Source organism: Runella sp. CRIBMP (genome assembly GCF_009905605.1).
Lineage (GTDB): Bacteria > Bacteroidota > Bacteroidia > Cytophagales > Spirosomataceae > Runella.
Window position 1 is genome coordinate 812616 of record NZ_JAAAKZ010000001.1, and the last position, 15533, is coordinate 828148.

The 15533-nt window shown below is 44.1% G+C and carries 12 protein-coding genes and 1 pseudogene; 5 read left to right on the plus strand and 8 right to left on the minus strand.

Annotated features, from left to right (window positions below; translation table 11 throughout):
• Window positions 1-3: 3 nt before the first annotated feature.
• The 6 genes and pseudogenes from GVN20_RS03375 to GVN20_RS03400 form a co-directional block, all read right to left on the minus strand.
• Window positions 4-2472, minus strand: a complete 2469-nt coding sequence (locus GVN20_RS03375; protein ID WP_166556961.1) for a DUF5686 and carboxypeptidase regulatory-like domain-containing protein — start codon at window positions 2470-2472, stop codon at window positions 4-6.
• Between the two features lie 134 nt (window positions 2473-2606).
• Window positions 2607-3284 (minus strand): peptidase M10, encoded by a 678-nt coding sequence (locus GVN20_RS03380; RefSeq protein ID WP_166556962.1) that lies wholly within the window; start codon window positions 3282-3284, stop codon window positions 2607-2609.
• Between the two features lie 75 nt (window positions 3285-3359).
• Window positions 3360-4061: a pirin family protein gene (locus tag GVN20_RS03385; RefSeq protein ID WP_166556963.1), complete on the minus strand. Its 702-nt coding sequence runs from the start codon at window positions 4059-4061 to the stop codon at window positions 3360-3362.
• A 46-nt stretch (window positions 4062-4107) separates the two neighbouring features.
• Window positions 4108-4837: pseudogene (locus tag GVN20_RS03390) on the minus strand (intradiol ring-cleavage dioxygenase).
• 287 nt (window positions 4838-5124) lie between these two features.
• Window positions 5125-5820: a LytTR family DNA-binding domain-containing protein gene (locus GVN20_RS03395; protein WP_166556964.1), complete on the minus strand. Its 696-nt coding sequence runs from the start codon at window positions 5818-5820 to the stop codon at window positions 5125-5127.
• 5 nt (window positions 5821-5825) lie between these two features.
• On the minus strand, window positions 5826-6935 hold the full coding sequence (locus tag GVN20_RS03400; RefSeq protein WP_166556965.1) for a sensor histidine kinase: 1110 nt from the start codon (window positions 6933-6935) through the stop codon (window positions 5826-5828).
• 179 nt (window positions 6936-7114) lie between these two features.
• Here GVN20_RS03400 and GVN20_RS03405 point away from each other — a divergent pair, with 179 nt between their 5' ends.
• From GVN20_RS03405 to GVN20_RS03420, 4 genes are all read left to right on the plus strand, one after another.
• Window positions 7115-7687 (plus strand): helix-turn-helix domain-containing protein, encoded by a 573-nt coding sequence (locus GVN20_RS03405; RefSeq protein ID WP_114067265.1) that lies wholly within the window; start codon window positions 7115-7117, stop codon window positions 7685-7687.
• Between the two features lie 84 nt (window positions 7688-7771).
• Complete coding sequence (locus tag GVN20_RS03410; protein WP_114067264.1) at window positions 7772-8020, plus strand: GlsB/YeaQ/YmgE family stress response membrane protein; 249 nt, start codon at window positions 7772-7774, stop codon at window positions 8018-8020.
• A 139-nt stretch (window positions 8021-8159) separates the two neighbouring features.
• Window positions 8160-9098 carry a M20/M25/M40 family metallo-hydrolase gene (locus tag GVN20_RS03415; protein WP_166556966.1) on the plus strand — a complete coding sequence of 313 codons (939 nt, stop codon included), beginning with the start codon at window positions 8160-8162 and terminating at the stop codon, window positions 9096-9098.
• 142 nt (window positions 9099-9240) lie between these two features.
• Window positions 9241-10536 (plus strand): PQQ-dependent sugar dehydrogenase, encoded by a 1296-nt coding sequence (locus tag GVN20_RS03420; protein WP_166557279.1) that lies wholly within the window; start codon window positions 9241-9243, stop codon window positions 10534-10536.
• A gap of 90 nt (window positions 10537-10626) precedes the next feature.
• Here the strand turns inward: GVN20_RS03420 and aac(6') are convergent, their stop codons facing one another.
• Complete coding sequence (gene aac(6'), locus GVN20_RS03425; protein WP_166556967.1) at window positions 10627-11064, minus strand: aminoglycoside 6'-N-acetyltransferase; 438 nt, start codon at window positions 11062-11064, stop codon at window positions 10627-10629.
• A 178-nt stretch (window positions 11065-11242) separates the two neighbouring features.
• Window positions 11243-13279 (minus strand): M48 family metallopeptidase, encoded by a 2037-nt coding sequence (locus GVN20_RS03430; RefSeq protein ID WP_166556968.1) that lies wholly within the window; start codon window positions 13277-13279, stop codon window positions 11243-11245.
• A gap of 362 nt (window positions 13280-13641) precedes the next feature.
• Between GVN20_RS03430 and GVN20_RS03435 the strand changes: the two genes are divergently transcribed.
• Window positions 13642-15522 carry a hypothetical protein gene (locus GVN20_RS03435; RefSeq protein WP_166556969.1) on the plus strand — a complete coding sequence of 627 codons (1881 nt, stop codon included), beginning with the start codon at window positions 13642-13644 and terminating at the stop codon, window positions 15520-15522.
• The last annotated feature ends 11 nt before the right edge of the window (window positions 15523-15533 follow it).

The window sequence follows — 15533 nt, forward strand, 5'->3', positions numbered from 1 at the left end:
CTCTTAAAAACTCCACGTATTCTTACTGTGGTTGTAAGGCTCTAAAGAAAATTTGAAACCATTTCTGACGCCAAAATCATTGGATTGGCCAATGACATAATAAGCACCGAGCCGTATTCTTTCGCGGCCTATCTTGAAGACCCGATTCAATCCAAAAAAGACTTCTGAATACTGGTATTTTCGTTCGGGAACGTACAAAAACCCACCGCCTGCTACTTCTCTGATTTTAGTTTTGTTGAATAACGGTATTTTACTCGTCAAAAAACCGTTGAACTGATGTACATAGTGCGACTCAAAATACCAGTTGAATACAGGAAACGTCTTGGGAATCAGTTGATAAGTAAGCATGGCGGGCGAGAAAAAATAGTTGTCGCCACCCCGCATATACTTATAGTCCATCACCGCTAAGCTGGTGGTATCCAGAAACTTTCCAACATTGAGGCGGTATTCGGAAGTGCCGATGATGCCCACATTGAAAGTTTGTCGGACGGAGGCCGACAAGTGGGTAAAGACGTTGTTGTTTTGCCCTTTAATCGGCCAGGCACGGTCTAAATTGACGCTGAAAGTGGGGTATTTTGAGCCCAGAATTACTTTTTCGTTGGGTTCTCTCAAATACAATTGCCGAGGAGTGTATTCGATGCCGATGTTGGTTCGGTAGACGTGGCTGGTGGGGAAAGGTTGTGGGGTGTTGTTACTGAAAATTCTATCGCCTAAAGACCCAAATTTAAAATCTGCCAAATCGCTGCGGTTTTCATAATATAGTTGTGAGTTGAGATAAAATCCGTTGAAGAGCTCGGTACGGTGACGAACCTCCGCAAACTTATTCTGATAAAAATTGCTTCGTCGGGCTATATCGCTCAGAGTGGCGGCCCCATTAATGACGTTGAAACCCGATCCTACCGCGAAGTAGATATTGGATACTTTTAGCGGATTGTAAAAATAATTCAGGTTGATGTTGCCTTTAAGGTCTTCGTTTTTGAAACCGTATGTAAAACTCGTGTTAATCCACACCTGTTTTCGGTTTTCATGACGTTTGTAGTAGCCCAAACCGTATCGAATTCGCCAACCACCGATGGCCAAAGGGTCGATGAGGCCCAAAATCGGGTCAAAATACCAATTGTTTTTCTTCTCACGATTGATGTGCCCCATTCCCAAATAAAGGATTTTGGGAATCGTGATTCGGTTGTAAATCTTGTCGATAGAATCCAAATAGGCTTTTGAATTTTGCAATCTTTCAAGCCGTTCTTTTTCCTTGATGACCTTTTGCTCGTCCTTGGTGAGGGGGTGGGGTCTGATTGTCTCCCAAAAGGTCGAATCTCTTTTGTAGGCATTTTCGGTGGTTAGACCTACTTCATCCCCAAAAAATCGTTTGGGTAAATTCAGATCAAATGCATAATCGGAGTGAATGACTTCGGTCTTACCAAATTTTTTCGTTCCGCCTTCTTTTACTTTCCACGTATAGGTAATTTTTGATGCAACCCAACGATTTTGAATGTTTTCAAACTCTTGCTTCACCCCAAATTCGTCATAACGCAGCAGTCCTCTTTTGGTCAATTTCAAATCCACATTCCGTAGTACCCACTTATCTTCCAGCACTTCTATTGTACCCTCATACAGCGCGTTGCCCAAGGCTCGGGGCGTGACTTTGATTTGAAATATCTTATCCTGACCCACAAAATAATACTTGAGCAACTGAAATTTATAACTCAGAAAAGTAAGGTCGCTCAAAGGAGAAGTGATTTCGTTGTCACCAATTTTGGCTATTTTTTGGTGATTTTGGTAAAAGTTAAACTCCCCATCGGTGACTGATTTGAAAAAAAGGGTACTTTGGTCGCCTATTTTTTTCACGGCTTCGCGCTCTTCTTTTTGCTGACCAGTATTGCTTTGGTGCCTTATAAGTTGACACTCAAAAATGTTGAGATTGGGAATGCTGTCTTTTTTTGTGGGTGCTTTGTCGCTTAGTTGAAGCTGTTCGTTTGGATTGGGAGGCAAGTCTTCGTCTTTCTTTTTTACAACTTTTTTTTCAACTACCTCCACACTTTTGATGTACGCCTTGGCTTTGTAGTTTTGGTATTGGTTTAAAATAGCCTCCTTGTTTTCAAGTACTTTTTTAATGACTTCATACGATTCATCTTTCTTTTTGATTTTCACCACCACCTCATCCAACTGCTTATAGTCAATTTTCAGAAAGATATTTTTTACCAAATCTTTGTTAGCCACCACCTCAAATACCTCCGTTTGATAGGCCATGGAAGAAACAGAAATGCGGTTTAAGCCTTCTAACAACTTGATTTCGTATTTGCCTTGCGCATTGGTCACCGTGCCAGTATTATTGTTGACCACCCGAATAGAAGCACCTGGCAAGGGCTCGTTGTCTTCAGAATAAACGTATCCGCGCAGTATAAAATACTCTTGAGAAAAGGATAAAAAAGGCAGCAAGAAAAGGCTTGTTAGCAGTAGTTTGTTTTTCAAAAGGCTGTATTTAAAGTGGATTTTGCACCTTTTGAAAAAACGTAGGAAAGGGAGTTTTTATTTTCTTATGCGAGTATTTGATGCTTTCATCCAGGATGACAGGCTACGGGACAGAAAATCTGGGTGCTGAATCTTTAAAAAATTATATTGAGTGGGTCGCCATTTTCAGTGAATAGTACATTGCTCAAATGCCCGATTTCGGCGTAGCCGTTGGGGTCAAATTTTAAATCTTTAAAAATGGCCTCAATTTCGTAGGCCTGCACGCGGCGGTGAAAGGGCTTGAGTGTACCGCCGTATTCGCCAGCCCCTACGGCGGGATTCCATTGTAAATGGGCATCGACAATCGTGCCGCGCGGAGCCATGATGCCGGGGTTGCCCAAGCCTCTGAAATCATAACGCTCGGGATGGTCAAGTCCTAGGGCGTGCCCGAATTCGTGGGCGGCGGTGGTAGAGTCCCCCAAATTGTCGGACGTAATCCAGTGCCCGACGTTGTCGCCTAAACCAAAGCCCATGAACGAACGGGTAACGTGGTTTTGGACTTCTAGGCGAATGAAATTGTAACGAAAATTGGCGTTTTTTATGGCTAACTGAATCACTTCTTCAAAGCTAACCACTTCATAATCAATTCGTATGTTAACATCGTAGGCCTCGCCTTCGATGTTAACACATGCTTGGGGTTCGTGGTACATGTCACGAATTTCGGCAGCTATTTTTTTTGCTAAATCTTCCGTGGCTTGGGTGCCATAAAAGATAAGTTTGGCAGAGATGGTAACGATTTTACTTCGTTCGTTTCGGATTGCTAAAGCGGCCATTTTATGGATTTTAAGAGCAATTCTTAAACGAAAAAAAGCCCTGAACCATATAAGGCATTAAAGGAAATCTAATATTTAGGCCTTATATGGTTCAAGAGGTACTTCCAATAAAAAGAGAATGGCGTCGTTGGAAAGGGCCTCAAAATCAACCGTGTCTACTCCTTGAAGGGCAAGTCCGTCGCGGGGGTGGAGCAGGCGGTTTTGCACTTCAAAAGCGCCCTTAATAACAAATACAAAAATCCCATGCGTATCGGGATGTTGCACTTCATAAATCCCTTCTTCCCGCCCACCGAATTGACCAATGTATGCCCTTGTTTGGGTGTAAAGAAGAGGGAGTAATTGATTTTTTTGTTGGAAATCAAACGATTTTTGGATTAAACTGGCCGTAAATTCTTGCTCATTTCCCGTGAGCCAAATCTGTAAAAAATTGACCAATTCGTCAGGATACGGATTGGTGATTTCGTACTCCATACCCTGGGCTGCGGAGAAAATTTGCACCTGTCCTGCTTCTACAAAACCAGTCTCGCCTAAGCTGTTATGGTATTCGATAGCTCCCAACAGCGGCAGCAAAATCACCTCTGTATTTTCATCCACCTGCATTTTAAGGCTTTTTTGGGCAGCGAGGGTATCGTCATTAAAAACCCTCAATCGGCCAAACGGCTGACGGTGCTCGCTATGGTATGCCCCAAAATTGAAGCCATGAAAACTCCGAAACCAATCGGTTTGAGAACAGCCGCGTTGGTCGGCCAAAAAAATCGTTGCTTCAATTTGGGTCATTTCTGTCAGAGTTTTTTTCTTGAATAAAAGAGGCCTGGCAAAATCATTAGGCACTGACCACTATGGTATGCGTTAAGGCGTACCCGTTGGCTACGCTGCCCGTTATGGTAGCCATTTCATTGGCAAAACCATCGCTGAAAACGTTGTCTCTTTCGTTGGTCGTATCGGCTTTTCCTTTGGTATAAAAATTGGTGGCAGTGGTAAAGACCGTATCACATACTGCCGCAGGAAAGGCGATTTGCGTAACCAATATCGATTTGCCGGCAGCATTGTAAATGTGTACGTGAATGTGCACCGCACGGCCCGAATACCAGCCCGGAAAGATGGTCGTAAAACCCACGTTTCCGCTTGCGTCCGTTACCTGACGGCCCCGCAAAAAATGAACCGCCGTGTAATTGATACTTTGCATACCCGTTCCGCCGTATTCTGAGTAACTGCCGGCGGCATCGCAATGCCAAATATCTACCAAAGCACCTTCCAGGGCTTTACAATCATTGGCTTTATTTCGGATGCTAATCGTTGCAGTCATCGGAACACCCGTACGGTCAGAGCGAATGTCTTTTAGTACCAGTGAGCTGGGGGTTTTGGTGGGGAAAGGTCCTGCGGTCTCGGAAGGAGTAACGTCGCAAGTGCCGCCCGTGGTGCCATTGAGTAGACCCCGTGGTGGTGGTGGTAGTAGGATCAACGTCCGTTTTGCTGCAAGCTCCCACCAATGGCGTGACGGCGGCAATTCCCAAAAATGATAAACTCTTTTTCAAAAAATCCTTGCGTTCCATGTTCTTATAAATTTTTAGAGAGGGGTGATTGTTTACCTCTCTTTATACGTTCAAACCTGCACTTTCGTTGTGGTAAAGGCTGTATTTGAGGTGAATAGGATGTTTTCTGCGGTAAATGTGAGGGTAAAGTTTAACCCCTAAATCTCTGATAGATGGGGTTTTGTGGATGCTGGAGTTAATTAACAAACCATACGCTGTAACCCAAAAAACGTGTAAAAGTGATGGAAATTTGAAGTAAAGAAGCAGAATGTAACGGAGAAAAGGGGAGGGTTATGCTTCGGTTATTTTTAGCCTTTAAACAACCGAAAAAACTCTTTCTCGTAACTATTGCCAATCGGAATCTCTTCGCCTGCCAGCGTAATGAGCCTATTACGGACATTTTCAACGCGGCGAAAAGGCACAATAAACGAGCGATGTACCCGTATAAAATCCTGCACCGGTAGCTTCTCCATGATTCCTTTCATGGTCATGCGCGCTACGACGGGTTTGCTACCTTCAAGGTGGATTTTGAGGTAATCGTCCAGTCCTTCAATAAAAACAATGTCGGTAAAAGCGATTTTGTAAACGCTGTAATCAGCTTTGATAAACAAATACTGGGGCGGATCGGGTGCTTCTGACTTTTGCAGAAACTGCTGATAGTCTTTGGCTTTATGAACCGATTGCACAAAACGCTCGAACGTAAAAGGCTTCAATAGATAGTCAATGGCGCTCAAATTAAAGCCCTCTACGGCGTACTCGGCGTAGGCCGTCGTAAAAATCACCATCGCATCTTGCGGAATGGCCTTATAAAATTCAATGCCCGACATAGACGGCATGTTGATGTCCAAAAAAAGCAAATCGACGGTGTTTGCAGTGAGATAATCAAAGGCTTCGTCGGTGCGGGAAAATGTTTGTTGAAGGTCAACAAAATCCACTTGACCGCAGAAATGCGTAATCACGCGGAGGGCAGGCGGCTCGTCGTCTAAGGCAATGGCTTTGAGCATGTTGCTTACAATTCAATGGTTAAATCTACCGTAAAACTTTCGGGAACATCCGTAATGGTCAGCAAATGTTTGGCAGGATACATCAGTTGCAGTCGTGTTTGGGTATTCTCAATACCGATGCCGCTGGAAGTTTCTTCGTCGTAAAACACCCGTACTTTTTTATTGAACGTACGTAAATGTAAACGATTTTCGACAATAGAAAGCTGAATCTGTACCAGTGATTTTTCCTGCGGATTGACGCCGTATTTGAACGCATTTTCGATGAATGAAATCAAAATCAACGGTGCAATTTGCTGGCCGTTGGGCTTGCCCGTGATGCTAAAATCGACGGTCACGGTATCGTCTAGTCGCAATTGTTGCAAGGCTACGTAGTTTTCAACGTACGAAAATTCCTTGGCCAAAGGCACCCAATCGGTATCGGCCTCCCGCATGACGTACCGCATGAGCGACGAAAGTTTGACCACGGCATCGGCGGTTTTGGACGACTGCTCAATGGCCAGCGAGTAGATGGTGTTGAGCGTGTTGAACAAAAAATGCGGGTTGATTTGAGCCTTCAAAAATGACAATTCGGTGTTGAGCTTTTGGCGTTCGGTTTCCCGCAAACGGTCGTTGATACGTAACGAAAGCGAAACAAACACCCCCACCAAAAACAAAAAAAGCGCATGGCTCAGCTCAAAGCCAAAAGGCGGTTTTTCTTGGTTAGCTCTCTGGGCAGGCGGGGGCATGTGCAGGGCTTGAACGTCAAATTTAGGCGGAAGTGGGTGGGCGGTTTTAAGTTCTGAAGGCGATGGCTCTGCAGGGGCGGTGTGGTGAGGGATTAAATCTTGGCGGTCTACCGACACGAGCATCAATACCACGACCCCAAAGCACACAATCGTACTTCCTGCATAAAAAACGTACTTTTTGGCAAAATAGAACCTAGGAATTAGGACGTAATAATTCAGGTAAAAAAATCCAAGCATGAATAGATAAGCCAGCAGGTTGGTCCGTTCGTGGGGATTGTGCGCGATCTCGGCTATTTGAGAAAAGCCTTTTGGCGCAAAAATATAGGGCAAGGCCAAAAACGATACACCACATAAAAGATGAATCGCGATGGTCCAATAGGTTCTGTTCATTGGCAGGGATAATTTGGGTTGAAAGGTAAAAAACAAAGCCCTGGGCGCGAAATTTTTGAGGTGATAAAGTAGAATCCGTAGGTGAAACAGCTTGTATCACCGAAAAAACACGGAGATTTGGACGCTGGAAGACAATCCCTTGCTAAACTCACCTAACATTCAACTTTATATTCACTCGTATGGCCAACGAAGTAATTATTCAAATTAGCAGCAAACTTAAAGACTATCGCAAGTCCAAAGGGATTACCATTCAGCAGCTCGCCGACCGTGCGCAGGTAAGCAAGGGCCTGATTTCTCAAATCGAAAACAACCGGACCATTCCCTCGTTGTTGGTGCTCATCAATTTGATTCGTTCGCTCGGCGTGGATTTGAACGACTTTTTTGCCGATGTAGAGCAGGCCTCCGAAAGCAAAGTGGTGGTGAAACGCAACGAAGATTATCAAAAGTTTGAAAAGGAACAATCAAAAGGGTTTGTCTACAAACGCGTGATGACGCGCACCATTCAGAGCTTGCCCACCGACATCGTTTTGTTGGAATTGGCCCCCAAAGCTACCCGCTCTTTTATGGTCAAAACCAACGCGTTTGAATATAAATACATCATCAGCGGGTACGTAGAATATACCGTTGGCGACCAAAAATATACCTTGCAAGCAGGAGATTCCATCTTCTTTGATGCCAACCTACCGCATAAACCAACCAACATCGGAGATACCACCGCTACCATGCTGGTTATGTATTTTTTCAAGGAATAGCGCAAATGCCGATTTTATTTTGTTGCTTGTGGTTGCTCATCAATCAAAAGGCATTGATGTTGTCTACACTCAAACGCTTTTCTAATGAATAACTTAATTTATGTACTGATTGTGGGTGCCATAGCTGGCTGGATAGCTGGTGAAATCAAACGTGGTTTCGGCTATGGTTTGTTCGGCAATATCCTTGTGGGTATTCTCGGTGCGTTTGTTGGAAATTGGCTTTTTGCTCAATTAGGTGTTTCGCTCGGAGCGGGCTTAGTTGGGGTTATTCTAACCGCCGTTATTGGGGCGTTGGTCTTACTTTTTGTGGTAGGACTTGTCAAGCGACGATAGTATACAGAAAAAATTATCTTATAAATAGCCGGCCCGTTGCCGGCTATTTGTGTTTTTGATGGGTCTTAAAATGAAAAGAGTTGCTTTGATAGTGCGGAGTTCACTTTATCTTTGCCGCCGTTATTTACCCATTTACTTCATGAAACACTCATTCTTTTTACCCTTGTTTTTTGCTTCAGTTCTCCTTTTCGGGCAATCTCCCCGAATCGATGCCAACCGTGTGGCCAAGCATATCAATTATTTAGCTTCCGATAAAATGAAGGGGCGCGGAACGGGCAGCAAAGAAAACGCCAAAGCGGCCAAGTACATCATCAAACAATTCAAAAAACTCGATTTAACCGCCTTGGGCACAGACGGCTACCGTCAGCCTTTTACGGCCAAAGTAAGGCGTATAGTTGTGCCCGACAGCATTCGACCGGCCAATAATGTCATCGGTTTTTTGGACAACGGTGCTCCTTATACCATCGTCATTGGCGCGCATTATGACCACTTGGGCACGGGAACGCAGGGTAGCTCGCGGGATAAAGCGCCACAGGGAAAAATCCATAACGGCGCCGACGACAACGCCTCGGGCGTGGCGGGGCTGTTGGAATTGGCCCGCTATTACGCCCAAAACAACATCAAAGAACCCTACAACTTTCTGTTTATTGCCTTTGGAGCCGAAGAACTGGGCTTGGTGGGGTCGCGGTATTTTGTGAATAATCCAACCTTGCCGTTGGATAAAATCCATTTTATGAGCAACATGGACATGATTGGCCGCTACAATGCCGACCGGGGTGTGGGTATCGGCGGTTACGGAACAAGCGACGCCTGGCCAGAAGTGTTTAAAGAAGTGAAAGGAAGCGTTAAATTCTTTACCGACCGTTCGGGGAGCGGAGGGGCCGACCATGCGTCTTTTTATGCCAAAAAAGTGCCCGTGCTGTTTTTCCACACAGGCGGCCACGACGACTACCACATGCCCACCGACGACCCCGAAAAAATTGATATTCCATCTGCCGTCGGGATTCTGGATATTCATATTCAGCTGATTGAAAACGCAATGAAGTTGCCCAAGTTGGGGTACACCGAAGTGAAGTAGGTTTCAAGGTCGGCACTCAACGTCGGCGAGGTTATAAACCTCGCCGACGTTATGATGTTATAAAGGTCTAAACCTCGCCGACGTTATAATTCACCCACAACTTGCTTTATACCAAAGTAATCTAACTTCAACCTAATTTACGATAATGCATCCATTTCTAAGAACGCTCTCTGTGGCTGCCGCGTTGGTGACGGTAAGCGGTTTGGCCGCGTACAAAAGTGACGACACCACGGCTCCCAACGCTACAAAAACGACCACGGGCGTCATTCCTGCCACCGATATTAAAATGCCCGCTGGCTTCTCCGCCACCATTTTGGCCGAAGATTTGGAAACGCCGCGCCACTTGGCGGTTTCGAAAGGCGGCGATATTTACGTTAAAATCAACAAACTCAAAGACGGCAAGGCCATCTATCGCCTGCGCGACACCAACGGCGACGGAGCCATTGACGAAAAAGTGGGCTTCGGAGATTACAAAGGCTCGGGGATTTTTATTCGCGGGGGCTATCTGTATGCTTCTTCCAATACGGGCGTGTACCGGTACAAACTCAATGAAAAAGAGGAAGTGATTGACATGAACAATCCCGAGCAGATTGTGAAAGGATTGGTGAGCAAAGGCCGCGACGAAGCCAAAAATATTGCGGTCGATAACAACGGCTACGTGTACGTAAACGTAGGTTCTTACGACGAAACCTGCAAAGAAGCGGGCACCAACAAAGGCAAAATGCCGTGCCCATTGCTGGATTCGGTGGGCGGCATCTGGCGTTTCAAAGCCGATCAGCTTAATCAGCAGTATTCCGACGGCATTCGCTACGCCACGGGACTAAAAAACGTGGTAGGATTAGACTGGAATTCAGGCACTAATTCGTTGTTTGTGATGATGCACGGGCGCGGCAAGTTCCACGACGTTTTCCCGCAGTACTATACCCCTCAAGACAGCGAAAAACTCCCTGCCGAAACCATGTACGAGGTTCACGAAGGCGATGATGCCGGTTGGCCGTACGTGTACTATGACCCGTTCCAAAAGAAAAAAATCCTTTGCCCCGAATACGGCGGCGACGGTAAAAAAACGGGCGGCGAAAAAGCCATCAATCCTGTGGCCGATTTTCCGGCGCACATGGGCCCCAACGCCGTGCTTTTTTATACGGGAAAAATGTTTCCTGCTCGCTACAAAAACGGGGCGTTTATCGCTTTCCACGGCCAAGCTCCTAGCCTCAAAAAAGGCTACATGGTAGCCTTTGTGCCTTTCAAAAACGGTAAACCTTCGGGCCCTTGGGAGATTTTTGCCGACAATTTTGCGGGTACCGACCTCGCCAAACCCACGGGACCCATTCAACACCGCCCCACGGGCCTCGCCCAAGGCCCTGATGGCTCGCTCTACGTCACCGATGATTTGAACGGAACGCTCTACCGGATTGCTTATAAGGCTCCCAAAAAATAGGGTTGTATATACAAAAAAGCGCACGCCATCACTGACGTGCGCTTTTTTTATGCGTTTGCGGGTGTTCTCACCCGCAATAGGGGGCAGGGCCTATAATTCTTTGATAAAACACACGATACGCTCGGCCTCGGTAAACCCTATTTTTTGATGAAACTCAATACTTGCCGAATTTTCCACGGAAGTATCAGATGCCATTTGGGTGAGTCCTTTTTGCTTGGCCCACGCCTCCGAAACCGCCATTAGTTGTTTGGCAACGCCCTGCTTTTGATACCTCGGCTTTACATAAATACCCTCCACGTAGGCCACGGGCAGGTCGTCGGCCCCTTCTACGTACTCATGCCGAATGCTGACATGCACAAAACCAATATACTCTTCCTGCTGCCGAACAACGTAGCAAATGTCATTTTCTGACTCAATCAGCCCCGCAAACTGTTCGTACTCTTCCTCGAATACGCACTCGGGCCAGAGTTCCAACGCGAGTTGGGTCAGGGCTTGGCAGTTGTGGGTTGAAAGGACTTCGATGTGCATGGAAACGTTTTGAATTTGGGGTTGGGATGATGGCTAAGATGGATAACGGGTTGAGGCTTGGTAAAGAAGCGGAATTAGAAGCACAAATGCTCGGTTTAGCACAAATGTTGATTAGAATTCCGAATGTTCAATTAAGCACATAACTGGCTATTTTGCCAAACTGGTGTTGTGTGAAGCTTTATTTTTCAAGTTGTTGAATTTGGTAATTTAGTAAATCTAGTTTTGTCAAAAAGTATTTTCTTGAAATTAAATAATTGTAGTCATTAATAGCTGTGAAAAATATATTTAGATTGTCATTATTGTAGTTGTCATTGCTAAAATACTTCCATTCTTTAGATAAATATTTTTCAAAATTATCTTTTGTTTGCTTTGTTATTTCATTATACAGTACTGTGTCTTCAATTAAGTGTTTTATTTCATTTTTCAATTCAATTTCTAATTCTAAAATTGAATTGAAATTTCTTTCTATTTGTTCAAAAGGAGTTGCTACGCTAATAAATCCAGTAGAATTTATTAAATTATTGTACAATTCAATCTTTCTATCAAATTCGGAATCTAGCTTAAAGAAATTTTTGTATTTTTCTTTTAGTGTATTTGAATTTCCGTTTTTAAGAGCTTTTCTTTGAAAGAAATTATAAATTTCAGAATCATTTTTTTGAATATTCTCTTTAACGATAGTTAACTCATCTTCTATTTTATTAATTACACTATTTGCTTCGTCTGAGTTATATTTTTGCCCGTCATAATCAAATGTTTTTATATTATACTCTTTATTTGCAATACTTTTTAGAGTGTTTTTGTCATTTTCAAGAGCAGTGTAATTGTATATCATGTCAATTTTCTCTTTGCTGAATAGAGTGTCAATATTTTCAATTTCATTTGTCGTTTCTAAGTCAAAATTAATAGGATTTTTAGAATCATAATATCCATTGTATTGCCTTGGAAAACTATTTTTATTGAATGATTCTGAATAATCCATTTTAAATTTATCTAAATCTAATATTATTGGTGTTTCATTATAGGTTACTCCAGAAAATATTTTTTCTGTAATTTTTTCTTGAATTTTGTCTTTATTTGAGAATAACAAAATTGCTGAATTATCTATATTTTCAGTAGGTTGGATATTTAGTTTTTCTAACGCAATAACTCGCTCTTCTATACTAGGATGAGAAGCCCATTGGTCTTTTATGTTTAATTTTGATTTGTTATACTTACTTAGGTCTAATTCTGAGACAACTGGCAAATTATTTTTAAAGGGTAGTTTACTTTCAGTTGCTAAAAACTTCATGACAAATTCTTGCTCTTTGAAGATATTCTTGCTTTTTACATTATCGACAATTTTAGTCTCATAAAAGCTCAAAACAGTATTGTAGGAATAGTCTGCTAAATCCATTCTTAATAATGATTCTTTTAAAGGAATATGTCCGGCAACATTGGCGGCAATTTCATCTGCGTGAAATTCCATTTTCCGTGACAAACCCATATAACTTATATTTATAAAATCATACATTTTTTTTAAAAACCACTGAATTGCTTGAATAATTTTTACTGCAATTGCTACAAAAATTGAAAAACATCCACTAATATTTGCCCATTTTTGTATCATAATATCAAACGACTCATTATCGTAAAGCATATTGAAGATAACTTGATTGACATTATAAACATAACTTCCAATTTTCATACTTCTTTGTGAAAAATGTCCAAATTCGTGGGCTAAAATTGCTTTAAATTCCTGTTCGGTTATAGTATTAACTAAGCCTAGTCCAATTTGTAGATTTTTCTTAATTGGGAGTATCATGCTCCAAAAACTAGAGTCATAAAAAACGCATGCATTTACATCACTTGATAAATAGATTTTTTTTGGAAAATCCGTATGTGTTTGATTTGCAATTTCTGCTATAAAATTAAACAATTTTGGTTCTTCATCTTTCGTAATTTCAGTTAAATGACTTCTGTCAATTTTATGTTGTTTAAAAAGAAATTTAAACAAAAAAATAAGAATAAAAAAACCTAAACTAGCTAATCCAAAACCCAATCCAATTGTTATAATCATTGGTTTTGCAACAATTAAAGCAATTCCTGCCATTACACAAAAAATTGTCATTCCGATTGCAAAGAACAATAAAGTAAAATATACAATGATAAACAAAATAATAGCAAAAATTGCTTTACTTGTCATTTTCTTAAAATTGAAAGAAACTTGTACGTTCATTTTCTCTTATTAGTTTTTAATTGGGTTAGTGGTAGTTTAAATTTTACACAACTCTCAAATATGCAAAAGTTTTACGGCCCGCGATGCGGCAGTACTTTTTTATTTATTTTGACTTTATTATGTTTTTATTGTATTGTTTATAGTTCTTGTGCTGTCTGCATGCAATTGAATCATCCTGTCCACTCAGAAATAAGAGCATGAATCTCCCCCCAATTCCTCTCGAAAGCTACCAGTTTTTATACCCTTCAGCAAGTCGTGTCATAAAATAGTTATCAAGCGGTAGTTTGTCTAAAAAAATAGGCGGCACTAGCCCAAAAACGCCTTGTCACAGTATTCATTTCAAGAAAATCCTATTGAAAAAAATGATGAATAAAGCGTATTGGTACGGCATGGCCTTGGTTTTTGGCAGTGGAATAGGGGTAGCCCAAACGGGCAGCATCCACGAACCCGTGCGGTACGTGGGCGGCGAAAGCGTAGACCCTCAGGTGCACGAGGGGCGATTGCGGTACGCGGTAGGCGTGGAGAGTCGCCAAACGCTGCGCGTCAATCGTACACACCCCGAGCTGGCCGATGGCTTTGGGTGGACCTACAACCACGCCTCCAACCTGTGTTATTGGAACGATACCTTCTATCAGCAATACCTCAGCAACCCCGTCGATGAGCACATTGCGCCGGGGCAAACGCTGGTCGTGACCTCCAAAGATGGGCGTGTTTGGAGCAAACCCACGGTGGTGTTTCCGCCGTATGTGGCCCCCAAGGGCATCAAAATTCCCAAAGGGTCGGATGGCTACATGATGCACCAACGCATGGGTTTTTATACCGCGCCCAACGGGCGGCTGTTGGTATTGGCCTTTTATGGTCACACCGAAGAGCCGTTTAAGGAAGGCGGTATCGGGCGCGTGGTGCGCGAGGCCTACAAAGACGGCACCTACGGCCCCATTTATTTTATCCGTTACAGCAGCCACACCACCGTCGACGGCATGAAGTGGAACGAGAAGAACACGAGCTATCCGTTTTACCAAAAATCTACCGATAGAGGTTTTGTGGAGGCCTGTAATGCACTTTTGGCCGATAAACTCATGACGCTGCAATGGCGCGAAGAAGACCTTGGGCTGGACGGGTTTTATAAAAATAACCTCGATAAATCGCTTGATATTCAGGCGTTATCGTACTATCACCGCAAAGACGGCAAAGTGGTGGCGCTGTGGAAACGCTCCAAAGCGGCCTTGTCGGACGACGAGGGTCTAACCTTCTCGCCCCCCGTCAAAGTGCCGACGCTGACCATGGCGGGCGGCAAGCAGTGGGGGCAGCGCACCGACGACGGGCGCTACGCCATCGCGTACAATCCCATCGAAATGGACGAGCACCGTTTTCCGCTCACGGTCATCACGGGCGACGACGGCGCTATTTTTGACAATATGCTGCTCGTGCAGGGCGAAGTGCCGCCGCGTCGGTTTTTTGGGCGTTGGAAAGACTTTGGCCCCTGCTACGTGCGTGGCATCGAAGAAGGCAACGGCAATCCTCCCGGCAACGACCTGTGGCTGTCGTACAGCATGAACAAAGAAGATATTTGGGTCAGCCGCGTGCCTACGCCCGTGCGCTACGCGGTCAAAGGCAATGTCAACGATGACTTTGACGCACTCGACCTCAACGGCAGCGTGCCAGATTGGAACGTATACGCTCCCCAGTGGGCCCCCGTTACGGTGGTCAATACGCCTAAATCTACGGGAAAATGCCTCGAATTGTCGGACAAAGACCCGCACGATTACGCCCGCGCCATTCGGGTGTTTGAAGAAGGCACACAAATAGAATGTTCGTTGAAAGTACAACCCGCCCAAAACCAAAGCGGCTTGCTCGAAATCGACCTCACCGACCGCTACGGCAACCGCCCCGTGCGGGTGCGGTTTGACGAAAAAGGAAACATCATCGTCGCCGACGGAGGCACCGAGAAAATCGTACAAACCTATCAGCCAGCGCAGTGGTACGAACTGGCGTTTACGGTCAATGCAACGTTGGCCGGAAGTTTTAATTTGAGCATCAACGGCAAAAAAGTGTTAGAAAAAGCGGCTTTGGCCGAAGCCGTCAAATCGGTGGAGCGCCTGTCGCTGCGCACTGGCCCTTACCGCAATCTGCCCAACCGAAAATCCCCCAACGAAGACCCGCACCCACCGCTCGCGGGGGCTGATGAACCTGTAACACGGGCGGTTTTTTACGTGGATGATGTATTGATAAAACACCCGTAGGGGCAGGCCCG